At 38.6% G+C, this 23,131-nt stretch carries 22 protein-coding genes and 1 tRNA gene; 2 read left to right on the forward strand and 21 right to left on the reverse strand.

Annotated features, from left to right (window positions below):
* Positions 1 to 16: 16 nt before the first annotated feature.
* From gpmI to rpoN, 7 genes are all read right to left on the reverse strand, one after another.
* Entirely contained in the window at positions 17 to 1,552 is a 1,536-nt protein-coding gene (gpmI, locus tag OE105_RS10150) for a 2,3-bisphosphoglycerate-independent phosphoglycerate mutase (RefSeq protein WP_275420065.1), read from the reverse strand.
* Positions 1,545 to 2,306 (reverse strand): triose-phosphate isomerase, encoded by a 762-nt coding sequence (tpiA, locus tag OE105_RS10155; RefSeq protein WP_275420066.1) that lies wholly within the window; start codon positions 2,304 to 2,306, stop codon positions 1,545 to 1,547. Before tpiA ends, gpmI begins: the two co-directional genes overlap by 8 nt.
* A 73-nt stretch (positions 2,307 to 2,379) precedes the next feature.
* Positions 2,380 to 3,561 carry a phosphoglycerate kinase gene (locus tag OE105_RS10160; protein WP_275420068.1) on the reverse strand — a complete coding sequence of 394 codons (1,182 nt, stop codon included), beginning with the start codon at positions 3,559 to 3,561 and terminating at the stop codon, positions 2,380 to 2,382.
* A gap of 129 nt (positions 3,562 to 3,690) precedes the next feature.
* On the reverse strand, positions 3,691 to 4,698 hold the full coding sequence (gap, locus tag OE105_RS10165; protein WP_275420069.1) for a type I glyceraldehyde-3-phosphate dehydrogenase: 1,008 nt from the start codon (positions 4,696 to 4,698) through the stop codon (positions 3,691 to 3,693).
* A gap of 48 nt (positions 4,699 to 4,746) precedes the next feature.
* Entirely contained in the window at positions 4,747 to 5,769 is a 1,023-nt protein-coding gene (locus OE105_RS10170; protein ID WP_275420070.1) for a sugar-binding transcriptional regulator, read from the reverse strand.
* 217 nt (positions 5,770 to 5,986) lie between these two features.
* On the reverse strand, positions 5,987 to 6,232 hold the full coding sequence (locus tag OE105_RS10175) for a glutaredoxin family protein (RefSeq protein ID WP_275420071.1): 246 nt from the start codon (positions 6,230 to 6,232) through the stop codon (positions 5,987 to 5,989).
* A 188-nt stretch (positions 6,233 to 6,420) separates the two neighbouring features.
* Positions 6,421 to 7,737: an RNA polymerase factor sigma-54 gene (gene rpoN, locus OE105_RS10180; RefSeq protein ID WP_275420072.1), complete on the reverse strand. Its 1,317-nt coding sequence runs from the start codon at positions 7,735 to 7,737 to the stop codon at positions 6,421 to 6,423.
* 130 nt (positions 7,738 to 7,867) lie between these two features.
* On the opposite strand from rpoN, the gene OE105_RS10185 reads away from it, so the two are divergent.
* Positions 7,868 to 7,939 (forward strand) — tRNA-Arg (locus tag OE105_RS10185).
* Positions 7,940 to 8,094: 155 nt separating this feature from the next.
* On the opposite strand, the gene OE105_RS10190 is transcribed toward OE105_RS10185, so the two are convergent.
* Together OE105_RS10190 and OE105_RS10195 are read right to left on the reverse strand one after the other, a co-directional pair.
* Complete coding sequence (locus tag OE105_RS10190; protein ID WP_275420073.1) at positions 8,095 to 8,658, reverse strand: tubby C-terminal domain-like protein; 564 nt, start codon at positions 8,656 to 8,658, stop codon at positions 8,095 to 8,097.
* 709 nt (positions 8,659 to 9,367) lie between these two features.
* The gene (locus OE105_RS10195; protein ID WP_275420074.1) at positions 9,368 to 10,315 is read right to left on the reverse strand and encodes an MBL fold metallo-hydrolase; all 948 of its coding nucleotides are present in this window, start codon (positions 10,313 to 10,315) and stop codon (positions 9,368 to 9,370) included.
* 409 nt (positions 10,316 to 10,724) lie between these two features.
* On the opposite strand from OE105_RS10195, the gene clpP reads away from it, so the two are divergent.
* On the forward strand, positions 10,725 to 11,315 hold the full coding sequence (clpP, locus tag OE105_RS10200) for an ATP-dependent Clp endopeptidase proteolytic subunit ClpP (protein ID WP_275420075.1): 591 nt from the start codon (positions 10,725 to 10,727) through the stop codon (positions 11,313 to 11,315).
* 128 nt (positions 11,316 to 11,443) lie between these two features.
* Here the strand turns inward: clpP and OE105_RS10205 are convergent, their stop codons facing one another.
* The 12 genes from OE105_RS10205 to hprK form a co-directional block, all read right to left on the reverse strand.
* Positions 11,444 to 11,701, reverse strand: coding sequence for an HPr family phosphocarrier protein (locus OE105_RS10205; protein ID WP_275420076.1), 258 nt, complete (start codon positions 11,699 to 11,701; stop codon positions 11,444 to 11,446).
* A 284-nt stretch (positions 11,702 to 11,985) separates the two neighbouring features.
* A complete protein-coding gene (whiA, locus tag OE105_RS10210; RefSeq protein WP_275420077.1) occupies positions 11,986 to 12,933 on the reverse strand; it encodes a DNA-binding protein WhiA in 948 nt (315 codons plus the stop codon).
* A 20-nt stretch (positions 12,934 to 12,953) separates the two neighbouring features.
* Complete coding sequence (locus OE105_RS10215; protein WP_275420078.1) at positions 12,954 to 13,937, reverse strand: gluconeogenesis factor YvcK family protein; 984 nt, start codon at positions 13,935 to 13,937, stop codon at positions 12,954 to 12,956.
* A gap of 16 nt (positions 13,938 to 13,953) precedes the next feature.
* On the reverse strand, positions 13,954 to 14,820 hold the full coding sequence (gene rapZ, locus OE105_RS10220; RefSeq protein ID WP_275420080.1) for an RNase adapter RapZ: 867 nt from the start codon (positions 14,818 to 14,820) through the stop codon (positions 13,954 to 13,956).
* Between the two features lie 223 nt (positions 14,821 to 15,043).
* Entirely contained in the window at positions 15,044 to 15,499 is a 456-nt protein-coding gene (locus tag OE105_RS10225) for an NUDIX hydrolase (RefSeq protein ID WP_275420081.1), read from the reverse strand.
* A 796-nt stretch (positions 15,500 to 16,295) separates the two neighbouring features.
* On the reverse strand, positions 16,296 to 17,249 hold the full coding sequence (gene trxB / locus OE105_RS10230) for a thioredoxin-disulfide reductase (protein WP_275420082.1): 954 nt from the start codon (positions 17,247 to 17,249) through the stop codon (positions 16,296 to 16,298).
* Positions 17,250 to 17,390: 141 nt separating this feature from the next.
* Positions 17,391 to 18,401 (reverse strand): tetratricopeptide repeat protein, encoded by a 1,011-nt coding sequence (locus OE105_RS10235; protein ID WP_275420083.1) that lies wholly within the window; start codon positions 18,399 to 18,401, stop codon positions 17,391 to 17,393.
* Positions 18,402 to 18,773: 372 nt separating this feature from the next.
* Positions 18,774 to 19,316 carry an acyltransferase gene (locus tag OE105_RS10240; RefSeq protein WP_275420084.1) on the reverse strand — a complete coding sequence of 181 codons (543 nt, stop codon included), beginning with the start codon at positions 19,314 to 19,316 and terminating at the stop codon, positions 18,774 to 18,776.
* Positions 19,294 to 19,965 (reverse strand): pyrophosphatase PpaX, encoded by a 672-nt coding sequence (gene ppaX, locus OE105_RS10245; RefSeq protein ID WP_275420085.1) that lies wholly within the window; start codon positions 19,963 to 19,965, stop codon positions 19,294 to 19,296. The genes OE105_RS10240 and ppaX overlap by 23 nt, the downstream gene beginning before the upstream one ends.
* The gene (locus OE105_RS10250) at positions 19,955 to 20,902 is read right to left on the reverse strand and encodes a nucleoside recognition domain-containing protein (protein ID WP_275420086.1); all 948 of its coding nucleotides are present in this window, start codon (positions 20,900 to 20,902) and stop codon (positions 19,955 to 19,957) included. Before OE105_RS10250 ends, ppaX begins: the two co-directional genes overlap by 11 nt.
* A gap of 35 nt (positions 20,903 to 20,937) precedes the next feature.
* Complete coding sequence (gene lgt / locus OE105_RS10255; protein ID WP_275420087.1) at positions 20,938 to 21,747, reverse strand: prolipoprotein diacylglyceryl transferase; 810 nt, start codon at positions 21,745 to 21,747, stop codon at positions 20,938 to 20,940.
* Positions 21,748 to 22,162: 415 nt separating this feature from the next.
* Positions 22,163 to 23,095: an HPr(Ser) kinase/phosphatase gene (hprK, locus tag OE105_RS10260; protein ID WP_275420088.1), complete on the reverse strand. Its 933-nt coding sequence runs from the start codon at positions 23,093 to 23,095 to the stop codon at positions 22,163 to 22,165.
* Positions 23,096 to 23,131 lie beyond the last annotated feature (36 nt).

Raw genomic sequence — 23,131 nt, forward strand, 5'->3', positions numbered from 1 at the left:
ATTATTTGTTGAAGAATTATTTTTTAATTAAAGATTTTCCAGTCATTTGTTCAGGTTGTTCGATACCTAGTAAATCTAACATCGTCGGTGCTAAGTCGCCTAGGATCCCATCAGTACGGAGGGAAAGACCTTTTTTCGTCACGATGACCGGTACGATATTCGTTGTATGGGCAGTCATCGGTTTCCCTTCTAATGTAACAACTTCTTCCGCATTTCCGTGATCAGCGGTAATAATCGCTGTACCACCCTTTTCTAAAATGAGGTCAACAACTTTTCCAAGGCATTCATCCACCGCTTCCACAGCTCTACGGGTCGGTTCTAATTTCCCAGAATGACCGACCATATCAGGGTTAGCAAAATTTAACACAATCGCATCATATTTATCTTCATTAATGGCTTTGAGAAGGGCATCCGTCACTTCATACGCGCTCATTTCCGGTTTCAAGTCGTATGTGGCAACCTTCGGTGAATTAATGAGAATTCGCTCTTCTCCTGGGAACGGTTCTTCCCGACCGCCGTTTAAGAAATAGGTAACATGTGGATATTTTTCCGTCTCAGCAATTCGCAACTGTTTCAAACCGTGAATCGACAAAACTTCACCTAATGTTTTATCTAAGTTCGTCGGTTTGAAAGCGACATAACCTTTTACCGTTTCACTGAAATGGGTCATACATACGAAATGTAAATGTTTCGGATGTTTCGGTCCACGATCAAAGTAAGGATATTCCTCGTTTGTAAACGTATTGGAGATTTGAATTGCCCGATCTGGTCGGAAGTTATAGAAGATAATGGCATCTTCATCTTGAATCGTTGCCACCGGTTCGCCGTTTTCCTTAACCATAACAGACGGTATAACGAATTCGTCATAAATTCCCTTTTCGTAACTGTCATCGACGAGCTTTAACGGATCTGTATAAGCGGGACCTTCACCGTAAACCATTGCTCGGTACGATTTTTCTACCCGGTCCCAACGTTTATCCCGGTCCATGGAATAATATCGGCCTGAAATCGTCGCAAATTGGCCGACACCATATTCTTCCATTTTTTCTAACGTTTGGGATATATACGTTTTGGCTGTTTTCGGTCCTACATCCCTACCGTCTAAAAATGCGTGTACGTACACATCTTCCACGCCTTGATCCTTTGCCAATCGTAAAAGGGCGAATAAATGACGAATATGGGAATGGACGCCCCCGTCGGATAATAAGCCGAAAATATGAAGGTTTGTTCCTTTTTCCTTCACATGGTTCATTGCAGCTAAAAACGTTTCATTTTCGGCAAATTTTCCCTCACGAATGGAAATATCTACCCTTGTTAAACTTTGATAAACGATTCTTCCTGCTCCGATGTTTAAATGTCCGACTTCCGAATTTCCCATTTGTCCATCCGGTAATCCAACTGCCTCACCGGATGCGCGCAATGTCGCATGGGGAAAATCGTTCCAATAGCGGTCAAAATTCGGTTTATTTGCTTGGGCTACGGCGTTTCCTTTCGTTTCCTCCCGAAGTCCAAAACCGTCTAAGATAATTAATGCAGTGGGAGATTTACTCATTTTTTCCCGCCTCCAGTAGTTGTAAATACGATTCGGGGTCTAAACTGGCACCACCGACTAAAGCTCCGTCAATATGTTCTTGTGCCATGAATTGCTCAATATTGGCAGGTTTCACGCTACCGCCGTATTGAATACGAATCCGATCTGCTGCTGTTTCAGAAAACATTGTTGCAACGACTTTCCGAATATATCCGCACACTTCATTCGCATCTTCAGCAGTAGAGGATTTGCCCGTACCGATTGCCCAAATCGGTTCATAGGCAATCACCGTTTTTTCCACTTGATCTTCCGTCAATCCCTTTAACGCTTCTTTCACTTGGGATTCAACGATTTCCTTCGTTCGGTCAGCTTCCCTTTCTTCGAGGGTTTCACCGACACATACGATCGGAATTAATTGATGTTTAAAAGCGGCATGAACCTTTTTATTTACCGATTCATCCGTTTCATTGAACATTTCCCGGCGTTCGGAGTGGCCGATAATCACATATTTTACACTGAGATCTTTCAATGCAACTGGACTAATTTCACCGGTGAAAGCACCACTTTCTTCAAAATGCATATTTTGTGCACCGATTCCTAATTCCGTTCCATCTACTTCTTGAACGAGTCGATCGAGAAAAAGAGCAGGTGCACAAACGACAGATTCCACCATTTCACCCGATGGAATGTTTCCCTTTACCGCCTTGACAAAGTCCACAGCTTCGCCAAGGGTTTTATTCATTTTCCAGTTTCCTGCAATAATCGGTTTTCTCATAACCATCATTCCTCACTTCTTTTCTTTGGAAAGGGAGATGAAAAAATGTTCCCCATCTCCCCTTTTAAGGTGATTATTTATCATCCAGTGCAGCAACACCTGGAAGAACTTTTCCTTCCATAAATTCTAAAGAAGCACCTCCACCTGTTGATACGTGATCCATTTGATCTGCCAAGTGGAATTTTTCCACCGCTGCAGCAGAATCACCACCACCGATTATTGTAAAGGCATCTTTTGCGTCTGCCAAGCTTTGGGCGACCGCTTTCGTTCCTTCAGCAAATTTGTCAAATTCAAAGACGCCCATCGGTCCATTCCAAATAACGAGTTTGGAATTTAAAATGACATCTCGATAAAGTTCTTGGGTTTTCGGACCGATATCAAGTGCTTGCCAATCGGCAGGAATTTCGTCGATGGAAACGACCTTCGATTCTGCATCTTCAGCAAATTCTTTCGCAACGACTGCATCAACAGGCATATAAAATTTTACGCCCTTTTCATCTGCTTTTTTCATAAAGGATTTTGCCAATTCAATTTTATCTTCTTCTAAAAGGGATTGACCAATTTCATAGCCTTTCGCTTTCACGAAAGTATAGGCTAAACCTCCACCGATAATCAAGTTGTCCACTTTATCAAGTAAATTCTCAATTACACCGATTTTATCCTTAACTTTCGCACCACCGATAATGGCTGTAAATGGTCGTTTCGGATTTTCTAAAGCACCACCAAGAGCAGCAATTTCTTTTTCTAACAAAAATCCGGATACAGCTGGCAAATGTTCCGCAATACCTGCTGTCGAGGCATGGGCCCGGTGAGCGGAACCGAAAGCATCGTTTACATAAATATCGGCAAGTTCTGCAAAAGCTTTGGCCAATTCAGGATCGTTTTTTGTTTCGCCCGGATAGAAGCGAACATTTTCTAATAATAGAACGTTCCCATCTTCCATTTTAGCAATTTCTGCTTTAACCGTATCTCCATATGCTTCGTCCATTTTTCGAACGTCTTTACCTAATAATTCAGCGAGACGTTTCCCTGCTTCCGTCAAGCGCATTTCTTCTACCACTTGACCTTTTGGACGTCCAAGGTGGCTTGCTAAAATAACCTTTGCACCTTGTTCTACCAAATATTGAATCGTCGGTAATGCGGCACGAATTCTCGTATCATCCGAAATTTTTCCATCTTGCATCGGCACGTTGAAATCGACACGGACAAATACTTTTTTTCCTTTTACATCAATATCTTTTACGGTTTTTTTCATATTCTCGGCCCCCTTATTATAATGAGAAGCTTTCGTCGAAAACATACAAAGGGGAGAGGGGAATCGTGTGTCCCCGCTCCCCTTTTCGATCAGGTATTCCGATATGAATTTATTTCATGAAAGGAACGATTAGAGACCTTTATTGGCGATGTATGCCACAAGATCGACAACACGGCAAGAATAACCGTATTCGTTATCGTACCAAGAAAGAACTTTTACCATATTTCCTTCCATAACCATCGTAGATAATGCATCGACTGTGGAAGATACAGAAGTATGGTTGTAGTCACGGGATACTAACGGTAATTCGCTGTAAGCTAAGATACCTTTTAATTCGCCTTCTGCAGCTTCTTTAAATGCAGCGTTCACTTCTTCAACTGTAACTTCCTTATCCAATTCTGCAACAAGGTCAACTAAAGAAACGTTTGGAGTTGGTACACGAACGGCCATACCTGTCAATTTTCCTTTTAATTCAGGAAGAACTAACGCTACAGCTTGTGCAGCACCTGTCGTCGTAGGAATCATGGATTCAGCAGCTGCACGTGCGCGACGATAGTCTTTATGTGGTAAATCCAGAATTTGTTGGTCATTTGTATAAGAGTGAATCGTCGTCATCATACCACGGCGAATACCGAATTTTTCATTTAATACTTTTGCAAAAGGAGCTAAACAGTTCGTTGTACAAGATGCGTTTGAAATTACATGATGGTTTGCTGGATCATATTTTTCTTCATTTACACCCATTACGATAGTAATATCTTCTTCTTTTGCCGGAGCAGAAATAACAACTTTTTTCGCACCAGCTTCGATATGTTTTGCAGCTTCTTTACGAGTTCTAAAACGTCCAGTGGATTCAACTACCACGTCTACGCCTAATTCTTTCCAAGGAAGTTGTGCTGGATCACGTTCAGCAAGTACTTTTACTCGTCGATCAGCTACGACGAAAGAATCTCCGTCAACGGATACATCTTCTTTCAATGTTCCATGTACAGAATCGTATTTAAGAAGGTGAGCAAGCATTTTTGCGTCAGTTAAATCGTTTACTGCTACTACTTCAATTTCCGGATTATTCAGTGCTGCACGGAATACTAAACGTCCAATACGGCCAAATCCATTAATTCCAACTTTTACTGCCATGATATATTTCCTCCTTTGATCTTTTGAAAAATTTATGTTAAAAGGGGATTACCCTTTTAATATCAATTTAGATACTGCTTCATCGGTGACAAGGATCGTATTTTTCGGCGCAATTTTCATATAAGCTTTGATCGCCTTTGCCTTCGATTCCCCACCAGCAACAGCGTAAATCATATCGATTTTATTTAAATCCTCCAATTGCAATCCGATCGTTTGAACTTTGTGTACGACTTCACCATTTTCATTAAAATAATATCCGAAAGCTTCAGCAACGGCCTTTCCCTCAACGATTTTCCTCATATCATCTTCAGAAGTTTTTCTTCTTTTTGCCATCGTGATTGCTTCACCGATTCCGTGAATAACGATATTGGCGGAACGGATTTTTGATAGCACTTCAAACACATACGGTTCATTCTTGAAAAATTCGTAAATATTTTCACTTACTTGATCGGGAACATATAATACCATATGTTTTGAATTCGTTTTTTCAGCCATCACTTCGCAAATGGAATTCGCTTGGTTTTTCACATCTGTCCCAATTCCACCGCGTGCAGGGACGAATAACAGTTCCTTATCACTAAAATCAGAAGTAAGAGCATCGGCAACTGCAGCAATTGTCGTTCCACCTGTCACAGCGATGATGTTTTGTTCCTTCAGATGGTCCTTCATATGATTTAAACAAGCGCGACCTAGTTCATATTTTACCCAAGATGATTCATCCGTATTTCCTGGGACGACGATACAATCCCTCGTTTGCAATGTCTTTTTTAGCGATCTTTCCAAATCGGAAACACCGGAAATATCTCTCATCATGGTCTCCAATTTTTCCAAAATTATTTTTCCATCTTCCGTCAATGACATACCGGCATTTGTTACAGAAACCAATTGTTGCTCTTTCAAAAACTGAATTTCCCCACGAAGGACCCGCTCTGTAATATGTAATGTTTGGGATAAATTCCTCCGACCGACGGGTTGCATGAAATTAATGGATCGAAGGATTTGGAATCGTTTTTGCATAACCTGAATAAGGTCGGGAATTATTCTTTTTTGAACATCAATGATTGAATCCATCGGTAATTCTCCTTACTACAACTTTAATTTTTCATTGGACAATTAAAGTCCCGGTCAATACAATAATGTCCCGTCGATCCCAAAAAATATACGGGCTACCTCCGCCGTTTTTTAGTTGGTCGTATAAAGTCCTATATAGACCAATTATGTCCCGATGATGTTAAAACTTGAACAACTTTTTCTTACATCTTTAGATTATCAAAAGTTCAATCGGAATTCAACCTATTTCTACCATTAATTGTTTTTTTAACATTTCCTTAACAATTTTCCCCGACTGAAGGATTCGTCCTTCCAATTCTATCACTGGAACATACCAATCGTACAGTTCGATGAGTCTGTCATCTTCATCAATATCCCTCTTCTCCCACGTAATGGGAAGTTCTCCTTCTAATTCTTTAAGGATCGATTCTGCCTCGTGGCAAAGATGGCAATTTTTTCGAGAATATACGATTATCTGTTTCATAAACTCCTCCTATATATCCTATACGTTTTCCTGACCATTTGTGTCTGTCACGGTAAATTCTTATTGTTTTTCATTTCACCTAATCGATCTAAGAAAAAATAAAAGTAAAAACATGGACTCGAAATGCATATGATCGTTCAAAAGTTTATTTTCATGAAAGAAGGGGGATATATTATTATAACCCTTCCTCAATCAAACCGCTTTCGTTTTAAAGAAGGTGGGATATTGAGTTGCTCCCGATATTTAGCCACCGTTCTTCGTGATATGTGAATATCTTTCGTTCTTAAAATTTTCACAATTTCTTGATCGGAATACGGTTTTTTCTTATTTTCCCCTTGGATAATTGAAACGAGTTGATGCTTTATATAGTCAGAAGACATGTCTTCACCCATTGGACCATTTTCAACCCTTTGACTAAATAACTGTCTAATGGGCATTGTTTTCACTGGCGTCCGAATAAATTTATTCTTAACCGTTCGGGAAACAGTCGATTCATGAACGTTGATCGCATCGGCAATTTCTTGCATCGTCAGTGGCTTTAGTTCATCGGTTTCACCAAGCAAAAACAACTCTTGACGATCGATAATTTCTTTTACGACGGAAAGAATCGTTTTCCTTCTTTGTTCCATGCTTTTTCGAATCCAATGGTATTGATCCACATGTTTTTGCATATATTTTCGTAATTCTTCCCTACCTGTCATTAACAACTGTTCATAATATGAGTCGTTGAAGGTTATACGGAAATAACGATCTTCATTTAACTGAATAAACCATTTTTCGCCCCGCTTTTCAATTGAAACATCTGGAATGACGTAAGATGGTTGTTCTTTGGAAAAAATCGAACCGGGTTTCGGATTTAATGATTGTACTTCATCAAATAATTGTTGAAGTTGTTGATAGGTCGTCCCTTCTTCCTGTACAATATCCTTCCATTTTTTATCCACAAATTTTTGAAAATGTCGGGAAAGGATTTGCACGTATGGATGATTCGAGGGGAATTTTCGCTTTAACTGTAATATCAAACATTCTTGTAAATTCCTTGCACCTACCCCAGGTGGATCCATTTGTTGAATGATTTCTAATATTCGTTTTCCTTCAAAGACAGAAATATTTAGGAGAGCACTTGCTTCTTCAATATCCATTTCCAAGTAACCGTTTTCATCAATGTTTAAAATTAGAAAATGGAGCCGCTTTTTCTCCCCTTCGGACAAAGGTAGGAATGTTAATTGTTCACGAAGATGATCATACAATGTAACTCCATTACCCAGCGGCACGGTTTCTATTGGCATCCTTTGATTAAATCGATTTTGTTTCATAAAGTCATTGGGGTTAACTAACGAATGAAAATTAGATTCAATTTCAATCAATGGGTTTTCAACAGCCAGTTCTTCGAGAAATGATGCAAATTCCATAGTGGATAATTGCAGTAAAGAAATCGATTGAACGAGCTGTTGTGTCATATGTAATTGGGTCGTTTGTTGCTGAAGTAAATGGTTCCCAATCAATTTTCTCCCCCCTTATTAACATTGTAATATAATTGATCAAAAATGAAATACCGTTAAAGAAAAAATTCACCTTTCTCCCTGTTGATTTTTTTCGACCAATCATATATAATAAGCTTTGTCATTCTAAAATGCCCTCGTGGTGTAACGGATAGCACGCAAGATTCCGGTTCTTGAAATGTGGGTTCGATTCCTGCCGAGGGCGTACAAAAAGACCTTGTTACAGTTGGTTTTTCAACTATGACAAGGTCTTTTTTCGTTAGAATTTTAGACACTTTTCTACCAAGCAAGGAATATTTTCATGCTTTCGTTGATTCAATTATTTATTATTTTTTGTTTTATACCTATCCTCCCCCATTTTTAGTCGAATAAAAAATACACATGAACGATACTGCAAAACTCAAATACATCCGCATCATTACTGTATAAGAGTACATGATATTTTTTATTAAAGATTTTGTTACGATCCGCTATTACCTCAGCTAATATTTCTTGATTTGAATTTCTAAATACCCCTTTATCATTTTCCACTTTGAAAATAATTTTTTCCCCATTTATTTCGTATTCAAAACGACGCATTGACCCTACATCTGGAGAATATTTATCATATAAACCAAATGTTATTTTTTGATTATTCAGATCTATTTTTTCAGAAGACCACGTTTGTCTCCTTACACAGTCATTATTTACAGTTATTTTACACCTTACATTTCCATGTATATCTTTAGTAATTACATTTGAAAACGGTCCATTCCCTCTTCCAAGACTAATATTAATATAGTTTAAACATTCAAAGAATATTTCTAACCATCTATTTTTACGAAATCGCTGAGTATAACCAATCATCTCGCCTTTAGAATTATAAATGATAACAGGCTTTCTTGATTTATTATAAAAATGAAATATTAAAGTATATTTTCTCATATCGTTCATCCTTTAAATTCTAGTGTGCTAGATATCGCATAAGGGGATTAGAAATGTAAACTTGATGACGATGAAAGATAATAAGAAACAAAAACCTACGTTTGTTTTATAATCAACTTATCGGACGACTACACTATTTCTATGAATACTAACCATATTAATTAAAAAGCAGATGAATAAAATAGACAATAAGAATATTCCAATGGTCACGAAAGAAAGTCCAATGCATATTATGAATGCCAAAATAAAAATCCATCCGATCTTCTTACCACAAACCTCTTATTTGATTTATATATTAATACCTATTTTTGTAAATTTACAAATAAATAATAATATTCAATTTGTGGATATGTCAATAATGGTTTGTGCTACGATCTTTTGTAAAATGAAGGAAGATCGAACAGTCCCAGGAATGACATTTGATCTATAGAGAGTTGATATTTCTAAAATTCGTAGTTTAGTAAGTGATTCAGGCTCTGTCATTTTTAATAAATCCCGACTCCAGTATTCCGATTAACAACCCTCGCTCTGTAGCCCTTCGATCGGACGCAAGATTCTAGTTGTTGTAATGTGGGTTCGATTCCTACCGAGGGTCCTAACCCCTTTACCTAGAGTAAAAGGGGCTTTTTCTTTGTTTTGTCGTGATAAAATAGTTTAACTTTTTTACACAACGAATTGATTCGAAAATAAGAAAAGGACATGAATCACATTAATGTTTCATTTTTTGATAATAATCCATAATGCCAAGGGCACTGATCTGCATGTCTAGATTCAAAATAATGTAGACATCATGGTCTCGTGGAATTCCTTTTTCATCTAGTACTTTTTGTACACGAAGGAACATCCGATCAGCTAATACATCATAACCTTTCCCCTCATCCACGGTTCGATTCGCTTCCTCCATGAACACGTCCAACCAGTCCAAAACGCTTTGTAGAGCTATTTGGGGATAATCTGTCATCCCAAAATGACCGAAGTAAATTCGAGACAAATCCATCTTTTGAAAGCGGCGAATCGATTGTTTCATTGCTTCTGGATCGAAATGGTTCGGAGATGTGGTCGGTAAATACAAATGAATCCCTTCTTGGGCAAGTTGTTCATATCTAATTCCTGCTGTATCACCGGTAAACATACCGTTACTGATCGAGTCATATATGCTAAAATGATGACGAGCATGTCCAGGTGTATCGAAAAATGTAAGCTCACGATTCGAACCGATTTTTAACGTATCCCCTTCCCCCTTTACAATTATACGATCATTTGGAATAGGGATCACTGGATCAAAAAAGTCAGAAAAACTATCCCCGTATATCGCCCGCGCTCCACTAACGAGTCGTCTCGGGTCCGCTAAATGTTTCGCACCACGGGGATGGACGACAACTTTCGCATTCGGGCATTGTTGCAGAAGTAAACCTGCACCCCCTGCGTGATCAAGATGAATATGAGTCACGATAATATAGTTTATATCGTTTAGCGTACGACCGATTTTTTCCAACCCTTTTCGAATATATTTAACTGACGGGCTCGGTCCGGTTTCGACGATCGTTAATTGTTCTTCATCAATGACATATATACCCGTCCTTTTCGGGATTTCCATATCAAACCCGTCAATTAAATAAATTTGATTCCCTAATGGGATCGGGTTAGAATCGAACATATGCAACACCCCTTCTATTCGTCAAACTGTTTTCTTCTACTTATACGTTTAAAAGTCATAAATTTCGATAATGCTGAGTAAAAGATACCAACGGGTCCAAAACGCAAAATGGTTCTGATTTTTTCCTAAAACAAATCATTCCATCCTATACAGCCGGATCAAATTGGAAAAACAAACGATAAAAGAACATTAGTCATTTATCAACATGAATCATGCCACCAATTTACAGCGCCACTTTGCATCATAATCCCAATTCCATAACATAGTTAATGAGCTTTAAAACAAAGGAGAAATATGTTTTCGTTTGACCTTTACTGACCTTTATTGTAGAATATACATACAATAGGTGAGATTGGACGATTGTCTATTCCCATTGTTATTAAAATTGATCGATGAGGAGGATTATGTGATGAATTTGATACCTACAGTGATTGAACAAACGAACCGTGGCGAACGCGCTTATGATATTTACTCCCGCTTATTAAAAGATCGGATTATTATGCTCGGCGGTCCGATCGATGACAATGTGGCAAATTCCATTGTCGCCCAATTATTGTTTTTAGATGCGGAAAACCCGGAAAAGGACATCTCCCTTTACATTAACAGCCCGGGTGGTAGTATCACGGCTGGAATGGCCATTTATGATACGATGCAGTTTGTAAAAGCGGACGTACAAACGATTAGTATCGGAATGGCTGCTTCCATGGGTGCCTTTTTACTCGCTGCCGGAACAAAAGGGAAACGGTATGCTCTGCCGAACGCTGAAGTCATGATTCACCAACCATTAGGTGGCGCCCAAGGTCAGGCTACAGAAATTGAAATTGCAGCGAAACGAATTTTATTCTTGCGAGATAAATTGAATAGAATTTTATCCGAAAGAACCGGTCAACCCCTTGAAGTTATTGAAAGAGATACAGATAGGGACAATTTTATGACGGCAGAACAAGCGAAGGAATACGGTTTAATCGATCACATTATCACTCACAATACGATAAAATAATGAAAAATAAGGGTGTCCAACAAACGGGACACCCTTTTTTCGTATGATTACCCTGTTCCCATTTGCCTTTTTCATCTGATCATAGTCGGCATATATAATAAAAGAAAAATTCCATTTCCATTGGGGAATCATTCTTCCTTCTCCAAAAATTGGGCAAGGGCATCGACTGCTTCTTTTTCATCGCTTCCATCGGCAATGATCGTCACTTCAGAACCGGAAGCAATGGCTAACCCCATAATTCCCATAATGCTTTTTGCGTTAACCTTTTTTTCATCCCTCTCTATAAAAATTTCCGATGAAAACCGGTTCGCTTCTTGAACAAATAGGGCTGCAGGACGTGCTTGCAAACCTGCTTTTAATTTAACAACTGCTTTTTTTTCGATCATTTTCTCTTCTCCCCTCCTTCTATTTTAAATTATAATACGATTATTATTTATCTATCATGTTTCCGCTTTCGTTAAAAAAGAAAATTTTTTGAATCCTTTATTTCCAATTACAGGATTGAAAAATACATGAACAAATGAAATACAAATAGAATTTGATCACCTCTTTCTACTGAAATTTACCGAAAACATCGATCAGCTTTGTAAAACAAATAAGCAAAGACAAAATACCCCTAATAACGGAAAATTCCCAAGGGTTCCCTTCCCAAATGAACGCATGAACATGTTTATTTAAATTGAACGGGCTCACCCATCCGTAGTTTTTCGGCTATCTCATCAATTTTCCGAAGGCGATGGTTAATGCCTGATTTACTAATTGTCCCCCCTAACATTTCTCCGAGTTCCTTCAATGATACATCTTGATGTTCCAGTCGTAATACTGCTATTTCTTTTAATTTATCCGGTAATGCATCAAGCCCAATCATTTTATCAATATATTTTATATTATCGATCTGTCGAATGGCGGCTCCAATTGTTTTATTTAAATTAGCCGTTTCACAATTAACGAGGCGATTGACCGAGTTCCGCATATCCCGAACAATTCGAACATCTTCAAAACGCAATAGTGCGTTATGGGCACCGATCACACTCAAAAAGTCAGAGATTTTTTCAGCTTCCTTTAAATAAACGATGCATCCCTTTTTCCGTTCCAATGTTTTACTATTCAAATAAAATTTATTCATCAAAGAACTTAAGGAATCACAATGATCTTTATACGAAGAGAAAATTTCTAAATGATAAGAAGAAGTTTCCGGATTATTCACGGAACCACCAGCTAAAAAGGCTCCCCTCAAATACGCCTTTTTACAACATGATTTTTGAATAAGGGGAGGTGAGATTTCCTGATTGATTTGGAAATGATTCCCTAAGATTTGTAAATCCTGTAATATTTCTTGAACTTCATCCACGATCCGAACGAGATAAATATTGTTTTTCTTTAGACGCATTTTCTTCCGCACTAAAATTTCCACCGAAGCAAAATATTGTTTTTTCAATAACAAATAAATGCGCCTAGCAATGGCCGCATTTTCCGTTTGAATATCGACGATGAGGTGGCGATTAGAAAAGGAAATTGTACCGTTCATTTGTATGAGCGCCGATAGTTCAGATTTCATGCAACAATCATTTACGGGCAAATTCGTTAACTCTTTTTTGATATCAGAAGCAAATGACAATTAGGCACCCCCTTGTTTTCCTACGACGACATGCCGAAAGTTGTTTCATTTTTTATCAACCGATAAATCATTTCCGACACTTTTTTCGTATCGTGCCGAATCGTCCCATCCTCCGTTGAAATAATCGAATCGGAAAGAACATTTAAACCTAAACTCAACAGGGCACCCTTATCGAATAAAACCGGTTCCGCCGACTCACCTTTATACCGCATTTGAATAATTTCAGGAATCATTCCATCATTAACGATGATGGTGTGTAAAAATGGCTCATGTAAATGATCATAGATTGCCTTTACGTGCTCACTAGCGGAATATCCCTTCGTCTCTCCAGCCTGAGTCATTAAATTGCAAATATATACCTTCTTCGCTTTCGCCTTAAGCACTTCTTCCCCAATTTTTGGAACTAATAAATTGGGTAAAATGCTCGTATATAAACTTCCAGGACCAATAATAATTAAATCGGCATCCTGAATGGCATGAATCGCTTCTGGTAACGGCTCAGCATTTTCAGGTGTAATAAACACTCGTTTAATCTTTTTACCGGCTTTAGGTATTTTCGATTCGCCTTCAACAATCGATCCATCCTCCATTTCAGCATGAAGAACGAGGAGTTGATTTGCTGAAGGAAGTACCCGTCCCTTTACATTCAACACCCGGCTTAGTTCATGGACCGCATGGGCAAAATTTCCGGTAATATTCGTCAAAGCAGCTAATATTAAGTTGCCCAAAGAATGACCGGATAAGTCCCCATTCGTTCGGAAACGATGTTGAAACATTTCCTCAATCAGCGGTTCCACTTCTGATAAAGCCGCTAAAACATTCCGAATATCCCCCGGAGGCGGAATATGGAGGTCTTCACGAATTCTACCCGAGCTCCCCCCGTCATCTGCAACAGTAACGATCGCTGTTATATTTAATGGATACCGTTTAATCCCCCTTAGCAGTACGGAAAGACCCGTTCCACCCCCTATTATGACAACCTTTGGTAATTCCATCTTCATCATATTAGCAATTCCTCTCCTATGATAGTTCTTTATGGGAAACCTGTACAAAATAATCTTTCGACAACTGATCTTTTAAGTATTGGGCAATGGCCACGGATCGATGTTGGCCTCCTGTACAGCCAATACCAATAACAAGTTGACTTTTTCCCTCCCTTTTATACAAAGGCAAAATAAATTTTAAAAGATCTTGTAGTTTTTCTAAAAAGCGGATCGTATCGTTCCATTTCATAACATAATTGTACACTTCATCATCTAATCCCGTCTTTGATCGCATATGCTCAATATAAAATGGATTGGGCAAAAACCGGACGTCAAAAACGAGATCCGCATCGATCGGGATGCCATGCTTAAAGCCGAAAGAAACGATATTTACAGTAAACAATTTCGTTTTGCTATTGGAAAACTCGCTTTGAATTTTTTCTCGCAATTCTTTCGGTTTCAATTTGGACGTGTTATAGATCGTTTGGGCACGTCCTTTAATTTCCTCAAGTAATTTCCTTTCCAACTTGATTCCTTCCAATGGTAGCCCAGATTTGGCAAGGGGATGGGATCTTCTCGTCTCCTTATAACGTTGAACCAATGTAGCATCGTCCGCGTCCAAAAATAAAATATGTGGTGTCATCCTAGGTATGTTTTCCAATTCATCCAACACATGAAAGAGCTGATCGAAAAATTCCCGCCCACGTAAATCCATCACAAGGGCAACTTTATTCATTTTATTTTTCGATTCCCTCATTAATTCCAAAAATTTCGGTAACAACATCGGCGGTAAATTATCTACACAATAAAATCCCAAATCTTCAAAACTTCGAATGGCAACCGTTTTTCCTGCACCAGACATTCCTGTTATAATAACCATTTCGATTTGATTGTTTTCTTCCATTTGGGCGTCTCCCCCATTTACAAAATTGTTCCTTCAATGCTCCGATATCTATTTTACCTTTCTTTTAGGTGAACAGAGACATAAAAAATATTTCCAATCACCTTTGATTCTATTGAAAGCGATTCATCGAACCCACTTTTATCGTTCCATCATTCGTCAAAATCTTCATCGGATTAAATCCAATCGATTAGGCCTACAATTCGGGGTTTCCCTCTTCGCTTCCTCATACATCGATTCGATACGATAATAACTGCTCATCTTCCGTATACTCAAAAATCCCGAAAGCAAGACCTTGATCCTTTAAAGCATGTTCCAAAATATAACGGTCACCTTCAGCCATGGGTAAACGATTCAATTCATCGATGGAATGCCATTGTAAAATGCCTTCTTCCGTCACTTGTTTTTCATGGCCTTCACCCTTTTTCACTAAAAAGGTAAACATCATCCATTCTTTTACCGTTAAATCTCCACGTTTAATAAGAAAATTATATATTCCTTTTAAAATCGGCCATTGGATTTGAATCCCCGTTTCCTCGAAAAACTCCCTTTTAACAGATTCGATTACCGTCTCTCCTACTTCCATTTTTCCTCCGGGAATCGTCCACCAATTTCGCCGTGGTTTTTGCAATAAAAGAATATGATTATCCTTTAAATAAATACAATTTGCTACTTTTTGCACGGAAATCACCTCGAAATCAACAACCTAAAAATTTACAAATCTAACGCTATTATACTATAGGTCCATGATGAACAACAATCGAAGGGATATTTAGCTGGATCAATCGGACGTTTCATAAAAAGTGAAGAGAATAAAATTCGAATGAAAACGAGTCGTTCTATTTTATAAAATGAGTTTTGTGAGTTTGGCTTAGGAAAAAACCATTTTAATATTATATCTTTTCCTTTTAACGTGGATAAACGAATTCGTTCAACATAAAGATGAATAAAACGGGCAAATTAATAAATATTTTTCTTCAATAAAAAAAGACACAGGGCAGCCTGCGTCGACAAAATAAATCTTTATATATTAAAGGGGGTCAATTTCTTATTTATATCATACTCGAATATTATTTCACGATTGTTACAGCATAATTAAACGGAATTTACGTTTCCGTTTAGAATTGTAAACAAATTTCACCTTAATCTTACCGTTCCGTTTTCTACTCTTTTCAACAAAATCAAAAACGATTCGACAGAACCTCTCATTTCTGGAAAGTTTTTCTAAAAAAATGATGTTTGACTTCCTGCCTATTGGAATTTTGAAAATTATTGTTATTGATGCTGAGATGAATGGGAGGAATTTTTTCAACCGAAGGAACGCAAAAACGTCGAAGTAATGATGGGGACCTTTGTAAAAAAAGCGACAATCGTACATCCTCTAGGATATGTGTAGAGGCGATGAAATTGTTAACGAGAACAACAAAAAAGGGAGGGTTTGTTTCAAACCACATCCCTTTTTAAAATACTTATATGCTTTAGCCTGCCGTTGTTTTTAATTCTTCCATTAACTGTTCAATATAATGTTGTGCATTTTGAGCTGCAATACTTCCGTCTCCTGTAGCCGTTACGATTTGGCGAAGTTCCTTTTCACGAACGTCTCCTGCGGCAAAAATACCCGGAATTTTCGTTTCCATTCGTTCATTCGTTACTATATAACCATTTTCATTCGTAATTCCTAGATTTTCAAACGGTTTTGTTAATGGAACCATACCAATGTAAATAAATACACCGTCTGTTTTAAATTCCCGTTCCGAACCATCAACCGTTGAAACGAGGGTGACGCTTCCGACTTTTCCGTCCTTTTCATTGATTGATTTTACCGTGTGGTTCCAAATGAAATCGACTTTCTCATTGGCGAAGGCCCGGTCTTGTAAAATTTTTTGAGCACGTAATTTGTCCCGACGATGGACGATCGTCACCTTTTTCGCAAAGCGGGTCAAATACACCCCTTCTTCAACCGCCGAGTCACCGCCACCAACAACGACCAATTCCTTATCTCTAAAGAATGCACCGTCACAAACCGCACAGTAGGAAACACCACGTCCGCTAAGTTCTGCTTCTCCCGGTACACCTAATTTCCGATATTCGGCACCAGTTGCAATAATCACTGCCCGTGCCTTATATTCCGTATGTCCTGCCTTGATTACTTTGTATTCCTTACCGTCGACAATTTCTTTTATATCTCCGAAAGCATATTCTGCACCGAACTTTTTCGCATGTTCGAACATTTTATTAGACAATTCAGGACCTAAGATCGATTCATATCCAGGATAATTTTCTACTTCTTCCGTATTAGCCATTTGTCCGCCTGGAACACCACGTTCAATCATAAGGGTGGATAAGTTCGCACGGGATGCATAAACAGCTGCAGTCATTCCTGCCGGTCCAGCCCCGATAACCACAACATCGTAAATCTTTTCTTCGGACATCTTCTTCACTCCTTAGTTTTTGTCACTACATATATTATGTTCTTATAAGTATAATCTATAAAAGAAGATGCCTGCCGTCTAATGATTTGCTCAAGGTTTCGCCTCAATGGATGAACGTTCACATTCCTGCCTTATTTTTAATCATTTCCACGGTTCCATACCAATTTTATCCGGATGATATTTTAATAAATTTTTCCAAGCAAAGTCCGCCTGTTGTTTTTTTCCAACATAATAGGCTGCACAACTATACCAATAATAAAAGGAACCATCGTCCACGGGAATATGTTTCATGATTTTCCGTAGCCAATAATATCCTTTTTCATATTCGCCGAGAATGGAAAAGGTGACACCTAATTTATAACGATGGTCGATGGAAATCGGGTGGATTTTTTCTAAAGCCGGAAGAAGGGACTGGTAATCTTCTCCGTCATAATAAAGGAAAACGACCATATTGCAAAGGGCGTGTAAATTTCCTGGACTTTTCGCTAAAACCCGCTCCGTTACTTCCTTCGCCAAATCCTTTTTTCCAACGTAATAATACGCTAACGCTAGATTATTATGCGCAGGCCAAAAGTCCGGATGTTTCGTAATCAATTGTTGAAATTCCTCAATTGCCTCGTCATATTTACCATTTTCTAACAGATGCATCGCTTCTTCTTGCCCTTCGATCAATTCCTCATCTTCGAAGTCATTCGACGAAATCGGATCGACATGTTCCTCCTCATTTTCAATAGAGACAATTTCAATCAATTCCAATGCATCTTTCGCAAATTGGCCATCCGGTTCCAAACTGATATATTTATTTGCATGATATAAGGATTTTTTATATAGACCCATATAAGCAAAATTATTTGCCAAAAAATAATGACATTCATGCAAATCCGGATCGATTTCATTTAAAACGTGATAAATAATATCATTCGATTGTTCATATAACTCCAGTTCTCCCAATACGATTGCATATTGGCAGGCGATAATCGGTTCATTAGGCTCCAACTCCATCGCCCGACGTAAATATTTTTTCGCATTTTGTAAATCATGTTTTTGAAATGCTTGAATCCCTTTGGAAAAATAAAATTCACCGCTTGGGATGAAAGAATATATGTTTTCTAGATCGTTTTGGTCGTTATGCATTTGATCATTATTTTGCACAAAAATATCCCCCAACTTCAGTTTATCAATCTATATCATTGGAATTCTTATTGTTTGTAAAACCAAAGATATATTTTATCATATATACAACCGGTTTAAAATAGCATTGACCAAACTTATGAAACTAATTAAAATAGCGAACCCTTTCACCTAATGGAAAACGTATCTCCCTTGATTTTGTAAGCAATGGAAGGACTATCCCTTAAATCCAGTCATAGACAAAAAGTGAATGATTTGGATAGACAAAAACTCCTTTGAAATATACTGATTTTAAAAAGCAGGTAACGATCGATCCTACAGTGATTTCTTCGTTCACCACTTACTTCCACATTTCTCTAAATCTTTTCCATTTGATGAAAAAAACGGCCTAATTTAGTTCGACCGCTTTCCAGTTCCGTATATTGGATCATCTTTCCGTAGTTCATCCAACTGTTCTTTCGTATAAATGATTTTCATCGGATTACCACCGACAAAACTTCCCGCAGGCACATCTTTATGTACTAACGTTCCCGCCGATACGATGGCACCGTCGCCAATCGTTACGCCAGGTAAAATCGTCGTGTTCGCACCGATCATCACTTCATCCCCGATTACGACGTCGCCAAGTCGGTATTCCTTAATTAAATACTCATGTGCCAAAATCGTCGAGTTGTAACCAATCACACAATTCTTTCCAACTTGAATTTTTTCCGGAAACATAATATCTACCATCGCCATTAACCCAAAGGACGTTTTTTCTCCGACTTTCATTTTAAGAAAAGTGCGGTACAGCCAATTTTTTACAGGTAAAAAAGGCGTATACCGAGCGAGTTGAATGACGATAAAGTTTTTCGTCACCTTCCAAAAGGAAACGGTTTTATACATTTGCCAAAGGGAATTCGCCCCATAAACTTCATACCTGGTCGTTTTTCGCATTCGCCTCAACTCCGACGATTTTTAATAAATCCCCCATATGATTAATCATATAGTCCGGTGAAAAACGCTGTAAATAATCTTTCCCTTTTATGGACCATGATACGCCTACGGAACGGGTTCCAGCGTTTTTCGCAGCTAAAATATCATGATTCGAATCCCCCACCATCACAGCTTCCTGAACATCGGACCGCAACAATTCCAACGCTTTGAATATCGGTTCCGGATCCGGTTTGGCGTATTTCACATCATCTAGCGCGATGATGACGGGAAAAAACGGATGTAAATCGGTCGCCTCCAATCCTTTTATAACCATGTCTTTCATCTTCGTTGATACGATGGCCAATTTATATCCCCGTTCGTGTAACGTTTTTACTGTATCATATACTCCAGCGAACGGTTTGATTAACGTATCATGGTGCTGTTTATTAAAATTCCGGTAAAATTGAACCATCTCTTCTGTTTTTTCCGGTAAAATAGAAGCGAATGTTTCGGTAAGGGGCGGACCGATAAAAGAAATACAATCTTCCTTCGTAAACCGACCGGGAACGTAATGGTCAAAGGTATGGCGGAAGGAAGTTAAAATCAATTCATACGTATCTACCAACGTTCCATCTAAATCAAATAAAACTGTCGTAATATTATCTTCCATAGGACATTTCCTTTCCGTTCATCATTTCTACCTTTGTCCACACCGTTCCAATGATAAGGGTCAGTAAAATAGCTGTTAAAAAGCGAATGATAAATAATGGTAGTACCGGAATTCCCAAGGGGATAAAAATCAATGTATCTTCAATGATGGCATGACAAGCAACTAAAAATATGAAAGCGAGGGTCGTATCTTTTTTACTTACACCATCTTCCCGAATGGACTGAAGGAGAACGCCAGCCCCCATCGCCAATCCAAAAATCAAACCGGCCGTTAATGTTAACGACGTATTTTCCTTCATTCCAAACGCCCTTGTTACCGGAGCCATCCATTTGGAAAAAAGATCGAGCCATTTCAAATCCTTTAACACTTGGATTCCGATCATCAACGGAATGACGATCATAGCCAATTGCAATACCCCGATTCCCGCTTTTTCTAATCCCGTTAAAAAGATGGCAATCAATCCTTCCGGTGGTGCGTCCGCTACTGGAACGAATCCATATTTCGCCACTTCACCCCCGCCTGGCCATAAAAGGTGAATCATGACTGCCGATAATAAGGCAAGCCCAATTCGTACCGTTAAAACCACCGACAATCTCACACCAGATTTCACCGCAACGGACGATTCCACCAATAAATTATGGGAAAAGGAAAGCATAACGGCAATAATAAAAACTTCCTTTACCGTGAACTCAATGGATAAAATCGCCCCGATGGCCGCATATAAATTCAAAAGATTTCCTAACACGAGGGGAATGGCCGCATCTCCAGGTAATCCGATCAGTCCCATAAATGGCGAAATCAAATTAATAATCCAAGGTAAAACCGGAGAATGTTGCAATAAAGTTACAATCAATGTAACCGGGAAAATAATTTTTCCTAAATCCCACGTCGTTTCCAATCCGGTTTTCAAACCTTTCCTAAACGACGAAAAAGTCACCACGTCCACCTCCGAACCCTTAGGACATTCCTTCATTAATCTAAGTAACCGGGAACATCCCCTTTTTTCCGTCGATAAATGATAAAAATGACCGATAGAAGGATCAAAACAATTGACATCAGTTGGGCCATTCGAATATTCGTACCGATTAAGTATAGACTATCCGTACGCATTCCTTCGATGAAAAATCGACCGACGGAATACCAAATAAAATAGGTAAAAAACAGTTCCCCTTGCTTTAAATTCACCCTTCGTAAAACGAGTAATAAAATTAAACCGAGAAAATTCCATAGGGATTCGTAAAGAAAAGTTGGATGATAATACGTTCCATCAATATACATTTGATTAATGATAAAATCTGGCAAATGTAGTCCTTCTAAAAATTCCCGCGTCACTTCTCCCCCATGGGCTTCTTGATTCATAAAGTTTCCCCATCGGCCGATCGCCTGCCCGAGAATAATACTCGGTGCCGCAACATCGGCCAATTTCCAAAATGAGATGCCCTTTTTTCGGGAAAAGACGATCGCTGTTACAATCGCACCGATCAATGCACCGTGAATCGCCAAACCGCCTTCCCATATGGCAATGATTTTTCCCGGATTGACCGCATAATAATCCCATTCAAATATGACATAATAAATCCGAGCGGATAGAATCGAAATTGGTACCGCCCAAAGGAGTAAATCAATAAACAGTTCTTCCGATAATCCCCTTCGTCTTCCTTCCCGTGTTGCTAAAATATATCCAAGAACGATACCGCTTCCGATAATTAACCCGTACCATGTAACGGTAAGCGGACCTAGTTTCAAAGCAATCGGATCAAAGGGGGCAATTTGACCAAGCATATCCACCGACTCCTAACCAAATAAATTTCATCTTTCCAACAGAAGAAAGGAATGCACCATATCACGATTCATTCTTCTGTAAACCAAAATAACCCATTTCTAAAACTAGTTGTTGATGAAACGAACGAGATCGTTACTTAACGATAATCATATAGAAAACAAGTGCAATCTTCAATTAATTGTAACAAAACCCTCATATAGTTGAAAGAAAAAATGTTTCTTGCAAGTGGAAGACTTTACTCTAATCGTCACATCGAAAATCCAATAATCGATGACGTGTTTCGTATTTTCCAATCGTACAAAAAACACCGATAGTATTCTTCGTATTTTTCAAGATGTTAACAATGATATGCATTTTATATATTGGGGATTCAATTTAAACGACAAAAGTGAACAGAAACTACCGATCGAAACATTAATCATCTTCATGCTCGTCCAAAATTGTACTTTGCAATTTTTGTGTAAATTGTTTTGCCGCGTTCACTCCCATTCGCTTCAATCGGAAGTTCATCGCAGCCACTTCAATGATGACAGCTAAATTTCGACCAGGTCTTACAGGAATGGTTAGTTTCGGAATTTCCGTATCGAAAATCTTCATTTTTTCTTCTTCGAGACCGAGCCTGTCATATTGTTTCGTGGAGTCCCAGTTCTCAAGATTTATACATAATGTAATTCGCTTATAGGATCGAACGGCACCTGCACCGAACAAGGTCATAACATTAATAATTCCAAGACCACGTATTTCTAATAAATGTTCGATTAACTCCGGTGCATTTCCAACGAGATTATTATGATCTTCTTGACGAATTTCCACACAATCATCGGCGACTAAACGGTGTCCCCGTTTTACCAATTCTAGAGCCGTTTCACTTTTTCCCACTCCACTTTTTCCTGTGATTAATACACCGACCCCATATACATCAACCAATACGCCGTGGATTGCCGTCGTCGGTGCTAAACGTAACTCTAAATAATTCGTCAAATTACTGAGAAGTTTCGTCGTTTTCAATGTTGAACGCATAACGGGTACAGCGCTTCGTTCCGATGCCTCAATTAATTCTTCCGGAACATCCATATTCCGAGTAATAATAATCCCCGGCGTAACGTCCGTACAAAGGCGATTCATCCGTGCCTGTTTATCCTCTTCATTTAATTTTTGAAAAAAGGTAAGCTCCGTTCTTCCTAACAATTGCAAACGTTCTTCCGGATAATAATCAAAAAAACCAGCAATCTCCAAACCTGGCCTAGATATATCACTTGTGGTGATCGGACGATCGATACCTTCCTCTCCACTTACCAATTCCAAATCCAACTTTTCGATAATATCTTTTACGGTCACTTTTGCCATCGGACTTTTCCCTCACTTATGTCAAATTTTCAAAGT

Source organism: Fervidibacillus halotolerans (assembly GCF_026547205.1).
GTDB classification, from domain to species: Bacteria; Bacillota; Bacilli; order Bacillales; family Caldibacillaceae; genus Fervidibacillus; species Fervidibacillus halotolerans.